Here is an 18,506-nt window from a genome sequence, read left to right on the forward strand (position 1 = left end):
GCCCTGCCGCGCATGCGCGGTGGCCGATCGACGTTGAAAAGCGAATAGGTCCGATGCTGCTTGCCGGCGCCGCGCGAGGCGTCGCCGCTGAAATGCTTGGGCTGGATCGTTGGACTACTTGGCCAGGGTGGCCTTGCACTTCACGCCCGACGGGATGTCGAGCTTGGGATTGGGCAGGTCCATGAACACCACGAAGGTGCCGCTGGCAGCATCGACCATGCGGTCGACGCTGATCACCTTCGCGTTGTAGTGGCTGCCCGCGGGAATCTCGGGTGCGATGCTGGCCTCCATGCCGGCGGCGGGTTCGCCGAACGCGCGCAGCGGCATCACCACGCGCACGCGCAGCGGATTGAGCTGGGCGATCTTCAATACGGCGTGCTTGGTGGCGCCCGGCTCGAAGATTTCGCCGGGCCACATCATCTGGTCGACCACCACGCCGTCGAACGGACTGCGGATGGTGCGCAGCGCGAGCTGGCTGCTCTGCTGCACGTATTCCAGGTGCGCCACCTCGCGGTTTTCCTTGGCGGAAACCAGTTCGGCCTGAGCTTGTTTCAGCTCGGCCTCGGCGTCGTCGCTGTCCTGTCTGGACATGAGTTTTTCCGCTGCCATGTCGTGGCGGCGGGTGAACTTGCGCTGGGAAAATTCGATCTTGCTCTGCGCCTGCTGGGTCGGGCCCGCAAGTTGCGACTTGTAATGCGCAAGATCCGCCGCCGCCTGTTCCGCATGCGATTCCAGCGTCGCCAACACCTGGTTGTGCGCCACGCGGTCGCCGCGCTTGACCAGGACGCGATCGATCAGGCCGCTGACGGGCGCCCCCAGCTCGACCGTCTGGGTCGGCTCGATCAGGCAGTCGTAGGACGGGTTGGCCGCCCACGCCGGAGCTGCGCACCAGGCCAGCAGCGCGTAGAGAGGGAGCCGATGGCGGTGGCGGTACGCACGTGCGCAGGCACGTGCGGTGCGCGGGCGGCTCCATGCCCGGCGGCGGCCCGAAGGCTCAGCCGTAAGAGTCATTCCTTTGTCCCCCTTCAGGGGCGAACGCCGCCGACGAGCCCCCTGTGACCCGTCCAAGCGTGTTCGCGCTCACAAAAACTAGCGGCTCGTTCCTGCGCCCACAAGGGGCTGATCGACGTAAGTTTTTGCGGTTTTCGCGGCGCTCGGGGATGTGCCTGAAAGGCTTGGATTTGTCAGTTCGGACCAGGCCGGGCCAGCGCGGCGGAAGCCTCGGCGGCCAACTGGCGGTCGGAAATATTCCTAGGCCGCGCGCCCCTTCGTTTCACGCCTCGCTATCGAATCCTGTGTTATTCGACCGCGGCCATTCCATCAGGGGGAATGCCTTGTTCGACGTTCGCGACGCGTGCTCGCGCCGCTTGGCGTGGGTCTCGCCCGCGCGCCTTGTCGTGCCGCTCGCCTGCATGGCGCTGGCGGGGTGTACCCAGGTGCGCGTGGTGGAAGGGGGAAAAACTTCTGTGTCTTACCGCTTCGGCGTGCTGCGGCTCGAGCCCGATCCGCACGCGCGCCTGCTCGTCGTCGAGACCACCGGTTTCGGCGTAGTGCCGGTGGCCAATGGCACGTCCGTCGGTTGGACGCGACAACTGCTGGTTACCAGCAAGGATCCGCAGCAGTGCCAGCTCATCCTGGTCATTCGCACGACCGAGGAAGCAGCAGCGATCAGGCAGCAACTGCAGAAGGGTGGTGGCTCGTTGGAGCACGTCTGTGAAGTCAACACACATCAAGGGGGATGACATGGATCTTCGTTCAAGGATGGTGCTTGCGGCTGGACTGTTGGCTTTGACGGCCTGCTCGCCGTTGCCGCAGGCGGCGCTGGTGTACTCGTCGCGGGTGAGTTTCGGCGTGACCGTCACGTCCAATCCGGCGAGCGCGTCGGGGGCGACGCTGAGCATCGGCTATGACCAGCTGGATGCCGCCTATGTGCCGGTGTCGGTGGCGGGGTCGAACAAGGCCGGCACCTCGGACCTGGTGCTGGAGCAGGTCCGCGCGAAGTATTCGAATTCCAACGACCTGGAGCCGCAGAGCGCGGATGCGGCGAACCTGGCCAAGGTCAACGACTATCTGAAAGCGGCCAAGAACGCGGAAACCACCAAGGGCTCGATCCAGGCGCTGAGCAGTCAGAAGACGCCGATCGATCCGCTGAAGAGCCAGCTCGTCCTGGCTACGTCCCGGCTGACCCAGTTGAAGGCCTCGCGGCTGGACACCAGGGAGGCGGCGAGCCAGTTGCAGGATGCCAAGGGCCAGCTCGCCACCGCGCAGGCGAGCAACCAGACCATCGATAGCCAGATCCAGCAGTTGGCGCCGTCGTTGACTGCGGCGGAGCAGGAAGCTTCCGCCAAGCGGCCTGCGGCGCTGGAAGCGGCGAAGCAGCTTGGCCTGGTGCGGGAGGATGCCTTGTCGGTGTATGGCCGGTTCGATGGCAAGAGCGATGCAGGCACTACGGCGGTGGGTCTGGCGATCGGCAAGGTGTTCTCCACCGGTATCGCGGCGCAGAGCCTGGCGGAAGGTGCGGGGCGGGCGGCGGCAACGGATGCGTATACCAATTGCCTGGGCGCGGCGATGGCGACGGGGAGTGACACCGACAAGCAGGCGCGGGCGCAGAAGTGTACGGAGTTGAGTTTTTCGCAGACGGGTGGGGCGCGGTGATCCGGAGTGTCGAGACGTAAAGCCCCTCTCGCGTCGGCGACCCGAAGGTAGTCCCCGTGGGAGAGAGGGATGAGGGTGCGGGCGGAGTGGTGCGCTCGACTCCGCCCGTACCCTCATCCGGCTGCCGCCACCTTCCTCGCTCCTCAAGGCCGGGCACATCCCTGTGCCCTCCCCGCGTGCTCCCGGTGGGAGAAGGGCTCCAGTTTATGGACTGGCGTGATGATGGGTCTGGTTGCATTTTATTGCTGCACTGCACTGGTGCAAGCACATCTTGTGCGACTGATCTTGGTGCACGAATAGCCGCCTGAATCGGCCATCTCTTCCACAAACACCTTACTTTCAGCGCTTTCCTCGCATGGCACACGTGTTGCATAGCAACACGGCGTGCTCCCGCGGCCAGCACCACTTCACCCGCGGGATCGATTCGTTCTCTGCGGGGAGAAGCGCATGTCGGGCAAGGCGATCCGGATCGAGCTGCTGCAATGGCGGACGCCGCAGATGCGGGCGTTCCATCTGAGCTGGCTGGCGTTCTTCGTGTGTTTCTTCGCGTGGTTTTCCGCCGCGCCATTGATGCCGCTGATCCGCGGCGAACTGCACCTGAGCGCGGACCAGGTCGCCGATATCAATATCGCCGCGGTCGCCGTCACCATCTTCGGACGGCTGCTGATCGGGCCGCTGTGCGACAGCTTCGGGCCGCGGCGTGTCTATACGGGTCTGCTGTTGCTCGGCGCGCTGCCGGTGTTCGGCATGCTGCTGGTGCACAGTTATGAATCCTTGCTGGTGATGCGACTGGCCATCGGCATGATCGGCGCCAGCTTCGTGATCACGCAGTACCACACCTCGGTGATGTTCGCGCCCCAAGTCGTCGGCACGGCCAATGCGACGGTGGCGGGTTGGGGCAATGCGGGTGGTGGTGCGGCGCAGGCGGCGATGCCGTGGGTACTGGCGGGTGTGATCGCGTTGGGCGTGGGGCAGGGCCTGGCTTGGCGCGAGGCGATGCTGCTGCCCGGGGTGCTGATGGTGGTGGTCGGCATCTTGTACTGGAACTGCACGCAGGACACCCCGCAGGGCGATTACCGCGATCTGCGCAAACGCGGCATCGCGATCGACGGCGGCAAGCCTGGCGGCTGGGCGGTGTTCCGCGCGGCGGCGCGCAACTATCGTGTGTGGTTGCTGTTCGTCACTTATGCCGGGTGCTTCGGCATCGAGTTGTTCGTGCACGGCGTGGCGGCCAGCTACTACGTGGATCGCTTCTCCTTGAATCTGCGCGACGCCGGTCTCGCCGTCGGCGGCTTCGGCTTGCTGGCCTTGTTCGCGCGTGCACTCGGCGGCATCGCTTCCGATCGCCTGGTGCGCCGGCATGGCCTGCCGGCGCGTGTGCGCCTGTTGTGCGTACTGATGTTCTTCGAAGGACTCGGGCTGCTGTGGTTCTCCACCGCGCACAGCGCCGGCGTGGCGGTGGCGGCGATGCTCGGCTTCGGCCTGTTCACGCATATGGCCTGTGGCGCCACGTATGCGCTGGTGCCGTTTATCGATCGCAAGGCGCTGGGCGGCGTGGCCGGCATCGTCGGCGCCGGCGGCAACGTGGGCGCGGTGGCGGCGGGTTTCCTGCAGAAATCGCTCGGCTCCGTGCAGCTGACTTTCATGTACCTGGGCGGCTTCGTGCTCGCCGGCTCGCTGTGCGCGCTCGCCGTGCGCTTCAGCCGCGAACACGTGGCCGAGGAGCGGGTACTGCGGCAAGGACCGGTGGATGCGCCGGTGCCGGCGCTGGCCATCGACTGAGGCGACGCGCATGACGATGAGACTGGTGGTGATCGGCAACGGCATGGTCGGGCACAAGCTGCTCGAGGAACTGGTGGCGCTGCGCACGCCCGGCCTGGACATCACCGTGCTGTGCGAGGAAAGCCGGCCCGCCTACGACCGCGTGCACCTGTCCGAATACTTCGCCGGGCGCAGCGCGGACGAGCTGTCGCTGGTGACGCCGGGCTTCTTCGATCACCCGGGATTGCATCTGCGTCTCGCCACGCGTGCCGCGCGCATCGATCGCGCCTTCAAGCGGGTGGCCACCGCCGACGGCGAAGTGATCCCCTACGACAAGCTGGTGATCGCCACCGGCTCCACCCCGTTCGTGCCGCCGATCCCCGGCAACGACCGGCCTGGCTGCCTTACCTATCGCACGCTCGACGACCTCGCCGCGCTCGCCGAATGGGGCGCGCAATCGAAACGTGGCGTGGTGGTCGGCGGCGGCCTGCTTGGCCTGGAATGCGCCAAGGCGGTACGCGACATGGGCCTGGAAACGCACGTGGTCGAATTCGCGCCGCGCCTGATGGCGGTGCAGGTGGACGACGGCGGCGGCCGCATCCTGCACCGGACCATCGAGGAACTGGGCCTGGTGGTGCATACCGGCAAGAACACGCAAGCTATTGTCGATGGGAGCGGCATTGACGGCAGCAGCGCACGCCACGCCATGAAATTCGCCGACGGCAGCACGCTGGAAACCGACCTGATCGTGTTCTCCGCCGGCATCCGCCCGCGCGACGAACTGGCCCGGCAATGCGAGCTGGGCGTGGGCCAGCGCGGCGGCATCATGGTCGACAACTTCTGCCGCACGCGCGACCGCGACGTCTACGCCATCGGCGAATGCGCGCAATGGGGCGGCAAGGTGTTCGGCCTGGTGGCGCCCGGCTATGACATGGCGCGCGTGGTGGCCACGCATCTGCATGCCTTGCTGACGCGCGAGGAAGCGCGCGACCTGCCGGAATTCGCCGGCGCCGACATGTCGACCAAGCTCAAGTTGATGGGCGTCGATGTGGCCAGCCTGGGCGACGCGCACGGCGCCACGCCCGGCAGCCGCAGCTATCAGTTCAGCGACGAGCGGCGGCACGTCTACAAGCGGCTGGTGGTCTCCGAGGACGGCAAGCGCCTGCTCGGCGGCGTGCTGGTCGGCGATGCCGCCGAGTACGGCACGCTGCTGCAGATGATGCTCAACGGCATGGAGCTGCCGGAGTCGCCGGAGTCGCTGATCCTTCCCGCCTCCGACGGCAAGGCCAGGCCGGGGTTGGCGCTCGACGCGCTGCCCGCGTCGGCGCAGATCTGCTCGTGCAACAACGTGTCCAAGGGGCAGTTGTGCATGGCGGTGGCGGAAGGCGCCACCAGCATCGGCGCCTTGAAGGAATCCACCCGCGCCGGCACCACCTGCGGCGGCTGCGTGCCGCTGGTCACGCAGATCATGAAGGCGGAAATGGCACGCCAGGGCCTGGCGGTGACCAACCATCTGTGCGAGCACTTCGCCCATTCGCGGCAGGAGCTCTACCACCTGGTGCGGGTCGAGCGCATCCGCCGCTTCGACGAACTGCTCGCGCGCCATGGCCAGGGCCTGGGTTGCGATATCTGCAAGCCGGTGGCGGCCAGCATCCTGGCCTCGTGCTGGAACGAATTCGTATTGCAGCAGGAGCACGCATCGCTGCAGGACAGCAACGATTATTTCCTTGCCAATATCCAGAAGGACGGCAGCTACTCGGTGGTGCCGCGCATGCCGGGCGGCGAAGTGACGCCGGACGGGCTGATCGCTATCGGCCGCATTGCCAAATCGTATGGCCTGTACACCAAGCTCACCGGCGGCCAGCGCGTGGACCTGTTCGGCGCGCGGCTGGAACAGTTGCCGCTGATCTGGGAAGAACTGATCGAAGCGGGCTTCGAATCCGGCCACGCCTACGGCAAGTCGGTGCGCACGGTGAAGTCCTGCGTCGGTTCGACCTGGTGCCGCTACGGCGTGCAGGATTCGGTGGGTACGGCGATCGACCTGGAGCATCGCTACAAGGGCCTGCGCTCGCCGCACAAGCTGAAGTTCGCGGTGTCCGGCTGCGCGCGCGAATGCGCCGAGGCGCAGAGCAAGGACGTCGGTGTGATCGCCACCGAGAAGGGCTGGAACCTGTACGTCTGCGGCAACGGCGGCATGAAGCCGCGGCATGCCGAGCTGCTGGCCGGCGACCTGGATACGCCCACCCTGGTCCGCTATATCGACCGCTTCCTGATGTTCTACATCCGCACCGCCGACCGCCTGCAGCGCACCAGTGTGTGGCGCGATGGGATCGAAGGCGGCATGGACTATCTGCGCGAGGTGATCGTGCACGACAAGCTGGGTCTCGCCGCGGAGCTGGAGGCGGAGATGGCGCTGGTGGTCGACACCTATGCCTGCGAATGGAAGCGCGCCGTCACCGATCCGCAGGTGCGCGCGCGTTTCCGCCACTACGTCAACAGCGAGGCCGGCGACGACCAATTGGCGTTCGTGCCCGAGCGCGGGCAGATCCGGCCGGCGACGGCGCAGGAGAAACTTGCGTTGCGCGGCATCCCGGTACTGGTCGAAACGGAGTGATGCGATGACGATCGAAGCAGCGGGCTGGATTTCCATCTGCGCTATCGGCGACATCGTGCCGTCCACCGGCGTGTGCGCGCGGGTGGGCGATGCGCAGGTGGCGGTGTTCCGTGTCGGCGAGGAGCTTTACGCCATCGACAATCTCGACCCTTGCTCGGGCGCGTCCGTGCTGTCGCGCGGACTGGTCGGCAATCTGGGCGAGCGCGTGGTGGTGGCCTCGCCGATCCAAAAGCAGCATTTCGACCTGCGCACCGGCGAGTGCCTGGAAAAGCCGCAGCAGGCGGTACGCACCTGGGTGGTGCGGCGGCACGGCGACCAGGTGCAGGTGGGGCAAGGCGGCGCATGAGCGAAGCGGTACGCACCACCTGTCCTTATTGCGGCGTCGGTTGCGGCGTACTGGCTCATGTGGATGCGGACGGTGCGGCGCGGGTGGCGGGCGATACGGCGCATGCGTCCAACCTTGGGCGCCTGTGCGTCAAGGGCGCGGCGCTCGGCGATACGCTCGGGCGGGAAGGGCGTTTGTTGCATCCATTGCTGCGCGCAGCGGATGGCAGCATGCGCCGCGCGGCATGGGACGAGGCGATCCAGCAGGTGGCGGACGGGTTCTCGCGCGTCGTCGCGGAACATGGTCCGGATGCGGTGGCGTTCTATGTTTCGGGGCAGTTGCTGACCGAGGACTACTACGTCGTCAACAAGCTGGCCAAGGGTTACCTGGGCACCGCCAATGTCGATACCAACTCGCGCTTGTGCATGTCCTCTGCGGTGGCAGGACACAAGCGTGCGTTCGGCGAGGACGTGGTGCCGGGTTGCTACGAGGACCTGGAGCAGGCCGAGCTGGTCGTGCTGGTCGGTTCCAATACGGCCTGGTGCCACCCGGTGTTGTTCCAGCGCGTGACGCATGCGCGCGAGGGCCGCGACGCTCCGCGCGTGGTGGTGATCGACCCGCGCTTCACCGCCACCTGCGAAGGCGCGGATCTGCACCTGCCGATCCGCCCCGGCACCGACGTGCGCTTGTTCAATGGACTGCTGTCGTTCCTGTTCCGGCACGGTGTGATCGATCCTGCATTTATCGATGCGCACAGCGAGGGTTTCGACCAGGCACTGGCGGCGGCCGAGGCGGAAGCGGGCGATCCGGCCGAGGTGGCGCGGCAGTGCGGTCTGCAGGCGGCCGACGTGGTGGCGTTCTATCGCCTGTTCGCGCGGCACGAGAAAGTGGTGACCTTGTTTTCGCAGGGCGTGAACCAGTCCAGCAGCGGCACCGACAAGGTCAACGCCATCATCAATTGCCATCTGGCCACCGCGCGCATCGGCCGGCCGGGCATGGGGCCGTTCTCGATCACCGGCCAGCCCAATGCGATGGGCGGGCGCGAGGTGGGCGGGCTGGCCAATATGCTGGCGGCGCATCTGGAGCTGGGCGATGCGGTGCATCGGGATATCGTGCAGGCGTTCTGGCAGTCGCCGCGTATGGCCGAGCGGCCGGGCCTGAAGGCGGTGGAGCTGTTCGACGCGGTGGGCGAGGGACGCATCAAGGCGCTGTGGATCATGGCGACCAACCCGGCGGTAAGCCTGCCCGACGCCGACAAGGTGCGCGCCGCACTGGCGCGCTGCGAGCTGGTGGTGTGCTCGGACATCGTCGAGCGCACCGATACGAATGCCTTCGCTCACGTCCTGCTGCCGGCCCTGGGCTGGGGCGAGAAGGACGGTACGGTGACCAGTTCCGAGCGGCGCATATCGCGCCAGCGGACTTTCCTGCCGGCGCCGGGCGAGGCGCGGGCGGATTGGCGCGTGGTGTGCGACGTGGCGCGGCGGATGGGTTTCGAGCGGGGTTTCGATTTCGCCAACCCGCACGAGATTTTCGTCGAGCATGCCCAACTCACTGCTTTTCGCAACCGCGAGCCGATGGCCGACGGCGTGCCGTCGGCGTATCGGCGTCTGCATCTGGGCGCGCTGGCGAAACTCGATCGGCAGGCCTACGAGGCGCTGGCGCCGGTGCAATGGCCGGTCTCCGAACAGGGCGTGGGTACGCCGCGCCTGTTCGCCGACGGCCGCTTCAGCCATGCCCACGGCCGCGCACGTTTCGTCGCCACCGCCTCGCGTCCGCCGGTACATGCGGTGGATCGCGAATATCCGCTGGTGCTCAACACCGGCCGCATCCGCGACCAGTGGCACACCATGACCCGCACCGCGCGCTCGCCGCGCCTCAATAACCATATCGGCGAACCCTTCGTCGACATGCATCCGCACGATGCGCTGCGCTGCGGCGTGCGCGAAGGCACGCTGGCGCGGGTGAGTTCGCGCTGGGGTTCGATGGTGGGGCGGGTGCGCCACGGTGGCGGCATCCTCGCCGGGCAGGTGTTCGTGCCGATCCACTGGAGCGATCAGTTCGCCTCGGACGCGCGCGTCGGCGGCGTGGTGAATCCGGCGGTGGATCCGGTCTCCGGCGAACCGGAGTTCAAGCACACGCCGGTGCGGGTCGAGCCGTTCGCGGTGCGCTGGTATGGCTTTGCGCTGGCGCGGCAGACCTTGCCGGCCTCCGCCCTGAGTTACTGGACGCTGATCCGCGGCGAGCATTTCCTGCGTTACGAGCTGGCCCATCGCGAGCGGCCGCTCGATTGCGATGCGTGGGCGAAGGCCTGGCTGGGCGTGAGCGATGCAGCGGCGGATTGGCTGGCGTTCGAGGATCGCGAGACCGGCGTGTATCGCGCGGTGCACCTGCGCGATGGCCGCATCGAATCCTGCCTGTTCCTCGCCGCGCAACCGCACCTGCCGTCGCGGCAATGGCTGTCGTCGCTGTTCGCGCGCGAGCGGCTGGAGCCGGATGACCGGCTTGCCCTGCTGTCGGGCGAGCCGCCGGGTGGTGGCGGGGACCCCGGGCCGGTGGTGTGTTCCTGCTTCGGCGTGGGGCGCAACAGCATTCTGCAGGCGATCCGCGCGAACGATATGGACCTGCCGGCGCAGATCACCGCCGAGCTGCGCGCGGGTGGCAATTGCGGTTCCTGCATTCCCGAGTTGCGGCGGCTGATCGCCGAAACGCGGGCGACGTCCGCGGCATGAAACGGCAGGGAAGCGGCTGGAGGAGACACTCATGAAGCTGTATCCGCTGTTTGCCGATCTGAACGGGTTGCCGGTGCTGGTGGTGGGCGGCGGCAGTGTGGCCAGACGCAAGGTGGCCGCCTTGCGCGAGGCGGGTGCGCAGGTGCGCGTCGGTGCGCCGCGGCTCGAGGCGGAACTGGCCCGGTTGGCAGAGGGCGGCGAAGTGACCTGGTTGCGCGGCGAATACACGTCTGCCTGGCTCGACGAGATGTGGCTGGTGGTGGCGGCCACCGGCGAGCGCGCGGTCAATGCACGGATCGCGGCCGATGCCGGTGCGCGGCGCATCCTGGCGAACGTGGTCGACGATGCCGTGCTGTCGCGTTTCCACGTGCCGGCGGTGATCGATCGCGCGCCGCTGATGGTGGCCATTTCCACCGGCGGCGCGGCACCCGCCCTGGCCAGCCGCGTGCGCGAAATGCTGGAGCGCGTGCTGGACCATGCCCTGGGCCCGCTGGTGGCGCTTGCGCAGCGCCATCGCGGCGGTATCGCGCGGCGCTTTGCCGATCTGTCGGAGCGCCGCGGCTTCTATGGCTGGCTGCACGACGGGCCGGTGCTGAAGCTGCTGCGGCGCGCCCGGCCGGTGGACGCGGAGCGGGCGCTGCTCGATGCGCTGCGCACGGAGCTGGCCATGCCGCGCAAGGGTTCGGTGATCCTGGTCGGCGCCGGTCCCGGCGATCCCGGCCTGCTGACCTTGTCGGCGCTGCGCGCGCTCGGCCAGGCCGATGTGATCCTGCACGACCAGCTGATCGGCGCTGAGATCCTGGCCATGGCGCGCCGCGATGCGGAACGCATCGACGTGGGCAAGCGCTGCGGCGGCCGCCATGTGCCGCAGGAGCAGACCCATGAACTGATGCTCGCGCATGCCCGCGCCGGGCGCCGGGTGGTGCGGCTGAAAGGCGGCGACCCGTTCGTGTTCGGCCGCGGTGGCGAGGAGCTGGCCTTCCTGCGCGGCCATGGCATCGATTGCGAGATCGTGCCCGGCATCACTGCCGCCGTGGCCTGCGCCGCGTACGCGGGCATCCCGCTGACCCATCGCGAGCATGCGCAGTCGGTCTGCCTGGTCACGGCGCATGGCAAGGACGCGGCGGAGACGCTGAGCGACGCCATGCTTGCCCAGCCGCGGCAGACGCTGGCCGTGTACATGGGCGTGGAGCGGATCGGCATGCTGACGGCGCGATTGCTTGCGCATGGCCGCGATCCGCTTACGCCGGTGGCCCTGATCGAACACGGCAGCCTGCCGCGGCAGCGCGTGATCGCCGGTGAGCTGCACGATCTGCCCCGGCTTGCCAGGGAGCATGCGGTGGGCACGCCGGCCTTGCTGATCGTAGGCGAAGTGGCTGCGTTCGCGCGCGAGCACAGCTGGTTCGGCAGCCTGGTGGACGATGCGCCCATCGCGCCGCCGCAGTTGGCGTGCATGGAGGTGGCCTGATGGCGGTGCCCGAACAGGCCCTGGCGGGGCGGCGTATCGCCGTGCCCGAATCGCGCGAGCTCGACGTGTTCGCGACCCTGCTGGAGCGCCGCGGCGCTACGGTGCTGCGTTGTCCGCTGGTGGAGATTCGCGACGCGGCGGATCCCGCGCCGGTACTGGCATGGCTACGCCGCTTCAACGACGGCGGCTGCGACGACCTGGTGCTGTTTACCGGCGAAGGACTGCGCCGGCTGCTCGGTGTGCTGGACCAGCATGCGCCGGAGTGGGGCGAGCGCTTTATCGCGCGGCTGGCGCGGGTGCGCATCATCGCGCGTGGCCCCAAGCCAGGGCGCGAGCTGCGCGAACTGGGCCTGCGCCCGGCGCTGGTAGCGGAACCGGCCACCACGCCGGGCGTGATCGCCTGCCTGCGCGAGCTGGACTTGCGTGGACGCAACGTCGGCGTGCAGCTATACGGCATAGAACCCAATGCGCCGTTGATGGCATGCCTGGCCGACCTTGGCGCGCAGGCATGGCCGGTGGCGCCTTATCGCTACGCCGATGCAGCCGACGACGCCAACGTGCTGGCCATGCTCGAAGGCATGCGGCAGGGCGAGCTCGATGCCATCGCGTTCACCAGCATCCAGCAGGTGGCGCGGCTGTTCCGGCTGGCCGGCATGCATGGGCACGAAGATGGCTTGAAGGATGCCTTGTCGCGCGTGGTGGTGGCCGCGGTCGGGCCGGTGGTGGCGGATGCCCTGGCGCAGCATGGCATTCGCGTCCATGCGGTCCCGTCGGGCAATTACTACATGAAGCCCTTGAGCACGGCCTTGGCCGAGGCTTTGGCGCGCTGAGCCGGCGGGGCCTGACTTCTGGGGGAGGCAGCGGGAGTCACGACCTTTGGCAGGGGGCAGGCGGGGCGCAGGTATTTATCTTCGGCACCTTAGCCCGTCGACGCGAGTGCGCCATGCAAGTCCGAACCCTGCTGCTGTTCGTCAGCGCCGTCCTGCTTGCAGGCTGCTCCTCGACGGCAAGGCGCGTCATGGAGGAGAGCCGCGTCAAGGTGCATCAGGAGCCGCTGGAACTGCGCAGCGAGGCGAACGTGCCCAAGGCGTATATCGATGTGACTGGCGGGGTCACCATCGACAAGGAGCCGCTGGCGATCACGACGGAGCAGCGCGCCGCCATTCTCGATTATCGCGAGGCATCGCTGGCGATCATCGATATTTCCTTCGATGCAGCGTCGCGCCTGACCAGGTACGCGGTGCCGCGGTTGTTGCTCGGGTCGATGATTCATGGCTCGGATGGCGCATCGCGCGGTATCGATGCGGATGCCGAGAAAATCGCGCACTCGCCGGCGTTCTGTGCGGCGCTGGATAAAATGCGCCAGACGCAGGATGTGATGGTCGCCAGGGAGGAAAGCTTGCGGCCTTATGCGCGGCTGACGGCGCAGAACGTGCTCGATTGCCAAGCGGGGAAGCCGTATCGGTATTCGATGTGAGCGGGCGGCAGCAGGCTGCCGAGCAGACATACCCCCTCTCTCTCCAGGGTGTACAGACCGTCCACATGGTGGACGGGTGTTCGGGGACATGGTGAACACCTTCAAACTGGTCCCGAGTTCCCTCACGAAGACCTCAGGTGCGGCGGCATTGGCACCGACACGATCGGCATCGGCATCGGCATCGATGTCATGGCCAATGCCAAGCTCGACTTCGTATGGGCCAGAGGTACGGGCGGCACCTACTGCGCGCGCATCACAGGCGGCTCGGTCTCGGTCAACGCGACGCACTACTTCAAGGTGTCGTTCGATCCCGCGTGCGGCGCGGGCACCAAGTTGCAGCTGTACATGGGCAACGTGCTGATCGGCCAGGCCGACCCGTGCGCACCATCGTCTAGCAATCCGAGTTCGGCGATCAGCATCGTTCGGTATGTCGTGGGCAATAGCCTGTTTTCACTGGCTACATCGACGAACTACGCTTCACTCAGGGCGTCGCATTGCCCGGCAGCACCATCCCATCGACGCCATTCCCAGACAGCTGAGCATTGCGGGTCGGTTCTCAAATTGCTCTAGGCGAAAGATGACAAGCGAGAACTTGCGGGAGCTACGGCGCTTGGCAATCCTTAGTTTTCACGATGCCTCAACGGAATAACTTGCTGTGCTGGCGATATATTTCGGTTGACCATGCCATAGCCCTCTCCAACGATTCGGCCTCGAAAGGGGGTCACACTTGGAAGGGAAGACATTTCATGGAATTTGGCATTCGTTCGACATTGCTTGCCGCTACAGTTCTTGCCGCATCTTTCGCCGCCACGCAGGCGCACGCAGGTATCTCGTCCACGGCCCAACCTCATCCCAACTTGTTGCCGAGCTGCGGCGAGGGCGACCCGAATCCGCCTATTCAAGATGTAGTGCGCCTTAGGGCCGCGAGGACACTAGGGGCGACCCCAGAGGAGATTCACGCCAGGTTTGCCAGCGTCGTCGAAACGAATTTCTCGCAAGGCTCGACGTCCCTCATCCTCTCCAGGTTGTCGGATAAGGAGCTTGCGGGCATCGCTCGGGTCTATAAACAGTCGAATGCCGGTTTACCGCCGAAGCTTCTCGACGTCTTCGCTTCTCGACTCAGCGCAAAGGAACTGGTGCGCGTAGCAGGCACGTTCGGCGTCAGTGATGTCTCCGCCGCCGTCCAGCGCTCCGCATCGCCGTCGGTCGCCACCCTTTACACCGCGCGCGTGGCTGCCGGCGAAGTGAAGGTTCCAACGACGGTCATGCCGATGTCCGGCCCCGCACCCACTCGCTACATGACGTTGGAGGAGATTTACTTAGAGTTCCGCACGGCGCCCGTGGGCAGTCTCGGCGCGGGTGCGGCTCTGTCGGAAACGATCATCTACGCTGGCGGCCAGGTTGCCGCCGCGGCGGGCATCGGCTGGGAGATTGGCACACAGGTTGGCAGTCTCATCCAGGAATATGACCCGTCAGCGTGGGACGCGATCGGCGGCACGACGGCTGGTGTTGTTGAGCGTGTCCAGAACGCCGCCAATTCCATCACGAATAGCACCGGCGTTCAGCGCGGCATCAACGAACACGCGGCTGACGGAATGTTTCAGTATCCGGTATCGTCCAGCAACGATCCCTATGGCGACTGGGATGACACCTATGACCTCGGCGCGGACGAAGGTGACGGCTGTTTCAATTGAGGGTTAGCAGATGATTGCTCAATGGCTTGGGCTTCCAGATAGACGCAGCGAGTGGGTATTCGCTTTGGCACTTCTTTGCATCATCGCGTGCCTTGGCGCGGCAATAGTCGGGCCTCCAACCAGGCGGTTCGATCTTTTGATCTTGGCAAGCCTTACCGGTTGGCTCGGCGCGCATCTGCTGAATCGCTCATGGCGTGGCCTGTCGAAAACTCTGCCGGAGATATACGAGGAACGCCTACAGAAAGGCGTGCGAATGTCGTTCGCTGCGAAGTTGCTCAGCCTGCTTTGCATTGGCCTCGCGGTGATCGCGTTCGTCACTCTGTATAAAGGCTAGAACACGGGGCGTTTGACCGAAGGGCGGCCGTAGGGTCGCCCTTCGCTTATGGGGCAGCCGGGATCAGTTCTAAGGACCTGAGACACTGCCGAAGTAGGCTGCATGCTTGGTCCGTTTCATGCCGGCGATGCCAGAGCCCAGAGCCACATCGGGTGGAAGGTGTGGCGCATGGAGCTTGTCCTGGATAGGGACCGCAGACTCCTCCTGGCCGAACGAACCCTGGTACGAACGCCGACCTGACCTCGGTTGGGTGGGTTTCCCTGGCGGCAATGCAGTTGCCACAGGTGAAACGCCACCCATCCGCCGTTTATCTCACCCGCCCCGGCGAAATATCGCGACTCGCTACACCTCATCCGGCTGCCGCCAGCTTCCTCGCTCCTCCACGCGAAGAGGGCACATCCCTGTGCTCTCCCCGCGTGCTCCCGGAGGGAGCAGGGTTTGATATCGGGCGTATGCTGGAAACCTGTCGCCCCAGTACTGACCCCATCGCCTTGCCCACGAAAACCCACCAGGCAACGCAACTCCGCTCCAGCCTCCCCGGCGTAGAAGCGCTGTCGCTGCTCAGCGAACACAGCTTCCCCCGCCACGCCCACGACCAGTTCGGCCTCGGCATCATCACCTCCGGCGCGCAGAAATCCTGGAGCGGGGTAGGGGCAGTGGAATCCGCGGTCGGCGACGTGATCATGGTCAACCCCGGCGAAGTGCACGACGGCACACCGATCGGCGGTACCCGCGGTTGGCAGATTGCCTACCTCGAACCGGAGCTGGTGGCACGCGAACTGGCAGCGGAATTCGGCGGCGCTGACGTCATATGCCAACCGGTTGCGCATGACCACGCATTGGCAAGCGCAGTAACGAAGCTATTGGCGGCGCTGCAATCTCCTGCATCGAGCGGTGAGGCCGAAGAGCTGCTGCTGGCCTGCCTGGTACAGGTAGTGAAGCAACACCGCCTCAGCGGCCCACGCCTGCCAACCACCTCGCCCTCGGTCGCACGCGCACTGGAATGGATCGACGCGGAGCCCGCTGCCGGGACTTCCTTATCCGAACTGGCCATCTCGTGCGACGTCAGCCGCTTCCAGTTGATCCGCGGCTTCCTGCGCGACGTCGGCACCACCCCGCACGCTTACCGTATCCAACTGCGGGTACGCCTGGCACGCCGCCATCTGCGCCAGGGCCATGCCGTCGCCGAGGCCGCGCAGCTCGCCGGCTTCGCCGACCAGAGCCACCTGACGCGTGCTTTTTTGCGCCAGTTCGGCATCACCCCGGGCCGCTACCGGGACGCGCTGGGCTAAGCCCCGCAATTTTCTTCAAGACCCGGCAAACCCCATCTGCGATGGTCGCGCCTCCCTGATGCCAAGGAGAGACCGCATGAGCATCGCCTTCCTGCTCACCTCATTGCTGGTGGTCGCCTCGCCCGGCACCGGCGTGCTCTATACCGTATCGACCGGCCTGTCGCGCGGCACGCGGGCCAGCCTGCTGGCCGCGCTCGGTTGCACGCTGGGCATCGTGCCGCATATGGCGGCGGCGGTGTTCGGCCTGGCGGCGGTGTTTCATGCCAGCGCTTTCGCCTTCGAACTGCTCAAGTACGCGGGCGCGGCGTATCTGCTGTACATGGCGTGGCGCACCTGGCGGGACCGCAGTGCGCTCGATCCTGAAAGCGCAACCGGCGCACGCTCGCCTTTGCGCATCGTGACATCGGCGATCCTGCTGAATCTGCTCAACCCGAAGCTGCCGATTTTCTTCCTGGCCTTCCTGCCGCAGTTCATCGCCAGGGACGACCGGTCGCCCATCGCGAGCCTGCTGCTGCTCGGCGGCATCTTCATGCTGATGACCATGATCGTGTTCGCGATCTACGGCGCCTTCGCCTCCTTCATGCGGACGCGCGTGCTCGCGCGTCCGCGGGTGACGACGTGGTTGCGCCGCGTGTTTGCCTTGGGATTCGCCGGCCTGGGATTGAAGCTGGTGTTCGCCACCACCCGGACGTAATCAACGGGGGAGATGCGCCCCGTGAATGTGTGAGCGCGTCGACAACAGGCCCGCCCGGGTCGATGCATACAATGTGTATAGTCATTTCGAATCGGGCTGCGCAAAGCCCGCAGGGGCTATCCAGATCGCTCGCACCGCCTTGTATGTCACAGGCAAGGTCGCTGTCTCGTCCAGTCGTCAGGTTTCGCGGCCGCCCGTGCCGCGAAGCGCAGTCCATTCATGGTCGTCGTCTTCATCCACGGTCGGCATCGCGCCGCACCGTGTCCCTAGGTTGAAGTTCACAAGGAATCCGCCATGCATCTGGCACGTACCGTTCTTTACTCGCAGCTCTTCGCCGTCTTCGCGATGGCACAGGTGCCCGCCGCGGCACATGCGGCAGCGCCTGGCACCGATCCGCTGAGCCACTACGCCAGCGCCGCCACCGCGCTGACGGCGCGGCCCAACGACGGCTCGGGCTACTGGCCCGACTTCTCCAATACCGGTTATGCCAACACGCCTGCCAATACCGGCGGACTGGGGCTGGGCGCTTATCCCGGGCACCTGACCGACTACGCCGCGAGCATGAGCGCGAGCAAGCCGATCATCGTCACCTATCCCGACCACAGCGTGATTTCGTTTACGCGCTTTCTGGCGTCTAAAGTAGTGATCTACGGCGACGACCTCACCTTCGTCGGCTGCCTGTTCGAGGGCAAGAGTCCCAACGACAACCTGGTGCAGCTCTACGCGTCGAGCAAGATCACGTTCCGCTATTCGACCTTCAAGCCGAACGCCTATGTCTTGCCGCCGGGCAACAACGGTACGGTGTCGTCCTCGCATACCACGCCCGGCACGCCGTTCAAGCAATCCTGGCAGCTGGTGACCACCATGAACGAGGCGGTGGCGACGATGGATCACAACGATATCTGGGGCAATGCGGGCCTGGAGATCACCACCGGCTTTCCGGACCGCCCTTCGACCTGGACCAACAACTACATCCACGACGCCGCGGACACCTCGCACAACGTCTACCACCACGACGGTATCGGGCCGCAGAGCGAGGGTGACGGCGGGCCGATGATCATCGACCACAACACCATCGCCTCGCTGGGCAATACCAACGCGCTGGCGCTGCAGGGCGACGGCGTCTACGACCACATCAGCTTCACCAACAACTACGTATCCGGCTATGGCTACGCGCTCAGCTTCGGCGTGAAGAACAACGCCACCAACCTGACCGTGACCGGCAATGTGTTCTCGGCGGAACTGAAGGAGTTGTGGGGCCCGGTCTACGGCGGCCTGTGGGGCGGCACGGCGCAGGGTTCGGTGTGGCGCAACAACGTCTATCAGGCGCGGCTCGGCGATGGCAATACCAACCTGTCGCCTGCGGACAACGGCCGCTACTGGTGGCCGACCGACGATGTGAGCCACGCGGAAGACTACGCGGATTGAAACGCAGGGGCCGGAGGGTGTTCGAAGACACCCTC

15 protein-coding genes are annotated in these 18,506 nt (G+C 66.1%); 14 read left to right on the forward strand and 1 reads right to left on the reverse strand.

Features of this window, described 5'->3' with window-relative positions; all coding sequences use genetic code 11:
- Positions 1-114: 114 nt before the first annotated feature.
- Positions 115-1,011 carry an efflux RND transporter periplasmic adaptor subunit gene (locus AB4083_RS05170; RefSeq protein WP_441606685.1) on the reverse strand — a complete coding sequence of 299 codons (897 nt, stop codon included), beginning with the start codon at positions 1,009-1,011 and terminating at the stop codon, positions 115-117.
- A gap of 323 nt (positions 1,012-1,334) precedes the next feature.
- Between AB4083_RS05170 and AB4083_RS05175 the strand changes: the two genes are divergently transcribed.
- The 14 genes from AB4083_RS05175 (at position 1,335) to AB4083_RS05240 (ending at position 18,471) form a co-directional block, all read left to right on the forward strand.
- Complete coding sequence (locus AB4083_RS05175; protein WP_441606686.1) at positions 1,335-1,742, forward strand: hypothetical protein; 408 nt, start codon at positions 1,335-1,337, stop codon at positions 1,740-1,742.
- 1 nt (position 1,743) lies between these two features.
- Positions 1,744-2,655 carry a hypothetical protein gene (locus tag AB4083_RS05180; RefSeq protein WP_441606687.1) on the forward strand — a complete coding sequence of 304 codons (912 nt, stop codon included), beginning with the start codon at positions 1,744-1,746 and terminating at the stop codon, positions 2,653-2,655.
- Between the two features lie 447 nt (positions 2,656-3,102).
- Complete coding sequence (locus AB4083_RS05185) at positions 3,103-4,437, forward strand: MFS transporter (protein WP_441606688.1); 1,335 nt, start codon at positions 3,103-3,105, stop codon at positions 4,435-4,437.
- Between the two features lie 10 nt (positions 4,438-4,447).
- Positions 4,448-7,030, forward strand: a complete 2,583-nt coding sequence (nirB, locus tag AB4083_RS05190; protein ID WP_441606689.1) for a nitrite reductase large subunit NirB — start codon at positions 4,448-4,450, stop codon at positions 7,028-7,030.
- A gap of 4 nt (positions 7,031-7,034) precedes the next feature.
- Positions 7,035-7,376, forward strand: coding sequence for a nitrite reductase small subunit NirD (nirD, locus tag AB4083_RS05195; protein WP_441606690.1), 342 nt, complete (start codon positions 7,035-7,037; stop codon positions 7,374-7,376).
- Positions 7,373-10,084, forward strand: a complete 2,712-nt coding sequence (locus AB4083_RS05200; protein WP_441606691.1) for a molybdopterin-dependent oxidoreductase — start codon at positions 7,373-7,375, stop codon at positions 10,082-10,084. Before nirD ends, AB4083_RS05200 begins: the two co-directional genes overlap by 4 nt.
- Before the next feature lie 31 nt (positions 10,085-10,115).
- Positions 10,116-11,552: a siroheme synthase CysG gene (gene cysG / locus AB4083_RS05205; RefSeq protein WP_441606692.1), complete on the forward strand. Its 1,437-nt coding sequence runs from the start codon at positions 10,116-10,118 to the stop codon at positions 11,550-11,552.
- Positions 11,552-12,382: a uroporphyrinogen-III synthase gene (locus AB4083_RS05210; protein WP_441606693.1), complete on the forward strand. Its 831-nt coding sequence runs from the start codon at positions 11,552-11,554 to the stop codon at positions 12,380-12,382. Before cysG ends, AB4083_RS05210 begins: the two co-directional genes overlap by 1 nt.
- Before the next feature lie 113 nt (positions 12,383-12,495).
- Positions 12,496-13,029, forward strand: a complete 534-nt coding sequence (locus AB4083_RS05215; RefSeq protein ID WP_441606694.1) for a hypothetical protein — start codon at positions 12,496-12,498, stop codon at positions 13,027-13,029.
- 189 nt (positions 13,030-13,218) lie between these two features.
- Positions 13,219-13,599, forward strand: a complete 381-nt coding sequence (locus tag AB4083_RS05220) for a hypothetical protein (protein WP_441606695.1) — start codon at positions 13,219-13,221, stop codon at positions 13,597-13,599.
- A gap of 176 nt (positions 13,600-13,775) precedes the next feature.
- Entirely contained in the window at positions 13,776-14,723 is a 948-nt protein-coding gene (locus tag AB4083_RS05225; RefSeq protein WP_441606696.1) for a hypothetical protein, read from the forward strand.
- 825 nt (positions 14,724-15,548) lie between these two features.
- On the forward strand, positions 15,549-16,349 hold the full coding sequence (locus AB4083_RS05230; RefSeq protein WP_441606697.1) for an AraC family ligand binding domain-containing protein: 801 nt from the start codon (positions 15,549-15,551) through the stop codon (positions 16,347-16,349).
- A gap of 76 nt (positions 16,350-16,425) precedes the next feature.
- A complete protein-coding gene (locus AB4083_RS05235; RefSeq protein ID WP_441606698.1) occupies positions 16,426-17,043 on the forward strand; it encodes a LysE family translocator in 618 nt (205 codons plus the stop codon).
- 294 nt (positions 17,044-17,337) lie between these two features.
- Entirely contained in the window at positions 17,338-18,471 is a 1,134-nt protein-coding gene (locus tag AB4083_RS05240) for a hypothetical protein (RefSeq protein ID WP_441606699.1), read from the forward strand.
- The last annotated feature ends 35 nt before the right edge of the window (positions 18,472-18,506 follow it).

The sequence above is a fragment of the Dyella sp. 2RAB6 genome (assembly GCF_052115385.1).
Taxonomy (GTDB): Bacteria; Pseudomonadota; Gammaproteobacteria; order Xanthomonadales; family Rhodanobacteraceae; genus Dyella_D.

What these genes read in the sequence shown, in the direction of transcription:
- AB4083_RS05170 (WP_441606685.1), bottom strand. Translation starts at nt 1,011, where the DNA reads ATGACTCTTACGGCTGAGCCTTCGGGCCGCCGCCGGGCATGGAGCCGC.
- AB4083_RS05180 (WP_441606687.1), top strand. Translation starts at nt 1,744, where the DNA reads ATGGATCTTCGTTCAAGGATGGTGCTTGCGGCTGGACTGTTGGCTTTG.
- AB4083_RS05185 (WP_441606688.1), top strand. Translation starts at nt 3,103, where the DNA reads ATGTCGGGCAAGGCGATCCGGATCGAGCTGCTGCAATGGCGGACGCCG.
- nirB (WP_441606689.1), top strand. Translation starts at nt 4,448, where the DNA reads ATGACGATGAGACTGGTGGTGATCGGCAACGGCATGGTCGGGCACAAG.
- nirD (WP_441606690.1), top strand. Translation starts at nt 7,035, where the DNA reads ATGACGATCGAAGCAGCGGGCTGGATTTCCATCTGCGCTATCGGCGAC.
- AB4083_RS05200 (WP_441606691.1), top strand. Translation starts at nt 7,373, where the DNA reads ATGAGCGAAGCGGTACGCACCACCTGTCCTTATTGCGGCGTCGGTTGC.
- cysG (WP_441606692.1), top strand. Translation starts at nt 10,116, where the DNA reads ATGAAGCTGTATCCGCTGTTTGCCGATCTGAACGGGTTGCCGGTGCTG.
- AB4083_RS05210 (WP_441606693.1), top strand. Translation starts at nt 11,552, where the DNA reads ATGGCGGTGCCCGAACAGGCCCTGGCGGGGCGGCGTATCGCCGTGCCC.
- AB4083_RS05215 (WP_441606694.1), top strand. Translation starts at nt 12,496, where the DNA reads ATGCAAGTCCGAACCCTGCTGCTGTTCGTCAGCGCCGTCCTGCTTGCA.
- AB4083_RS05220 (WP_441606695.1), top strand. Translation starts at nt 13,219, where the DNA reads ATGGCCAATGCCAAGCTCGACTTCGTATGGGCCAGAGGTACGGGCGGC.
- AB4083_RS05225 (WP_441606696.1), top strand. Translation starts at nt 13,776, where the DNA reads ATGGAATTTGGCATTCGTTCGACATTGCTTGCCGCTACAGTTCTTGCC.
- AB4083_RS05235 (WP_441606698.1), top strand. Translation starts at nt 16,426, where the DNA reads ATGAGCATCGCCTTCCTGCTCACCTCATTGCTGGTGGTCGCCTCGCCC.
- AB4083_RS05240 (WP_441606699.1), top strand. Translation starts at nt 17,338, where the DNA reads ATGCATCTGGCACGTACCGTTCTTTACTCGCAGCTCTTCGCCGTCTTC.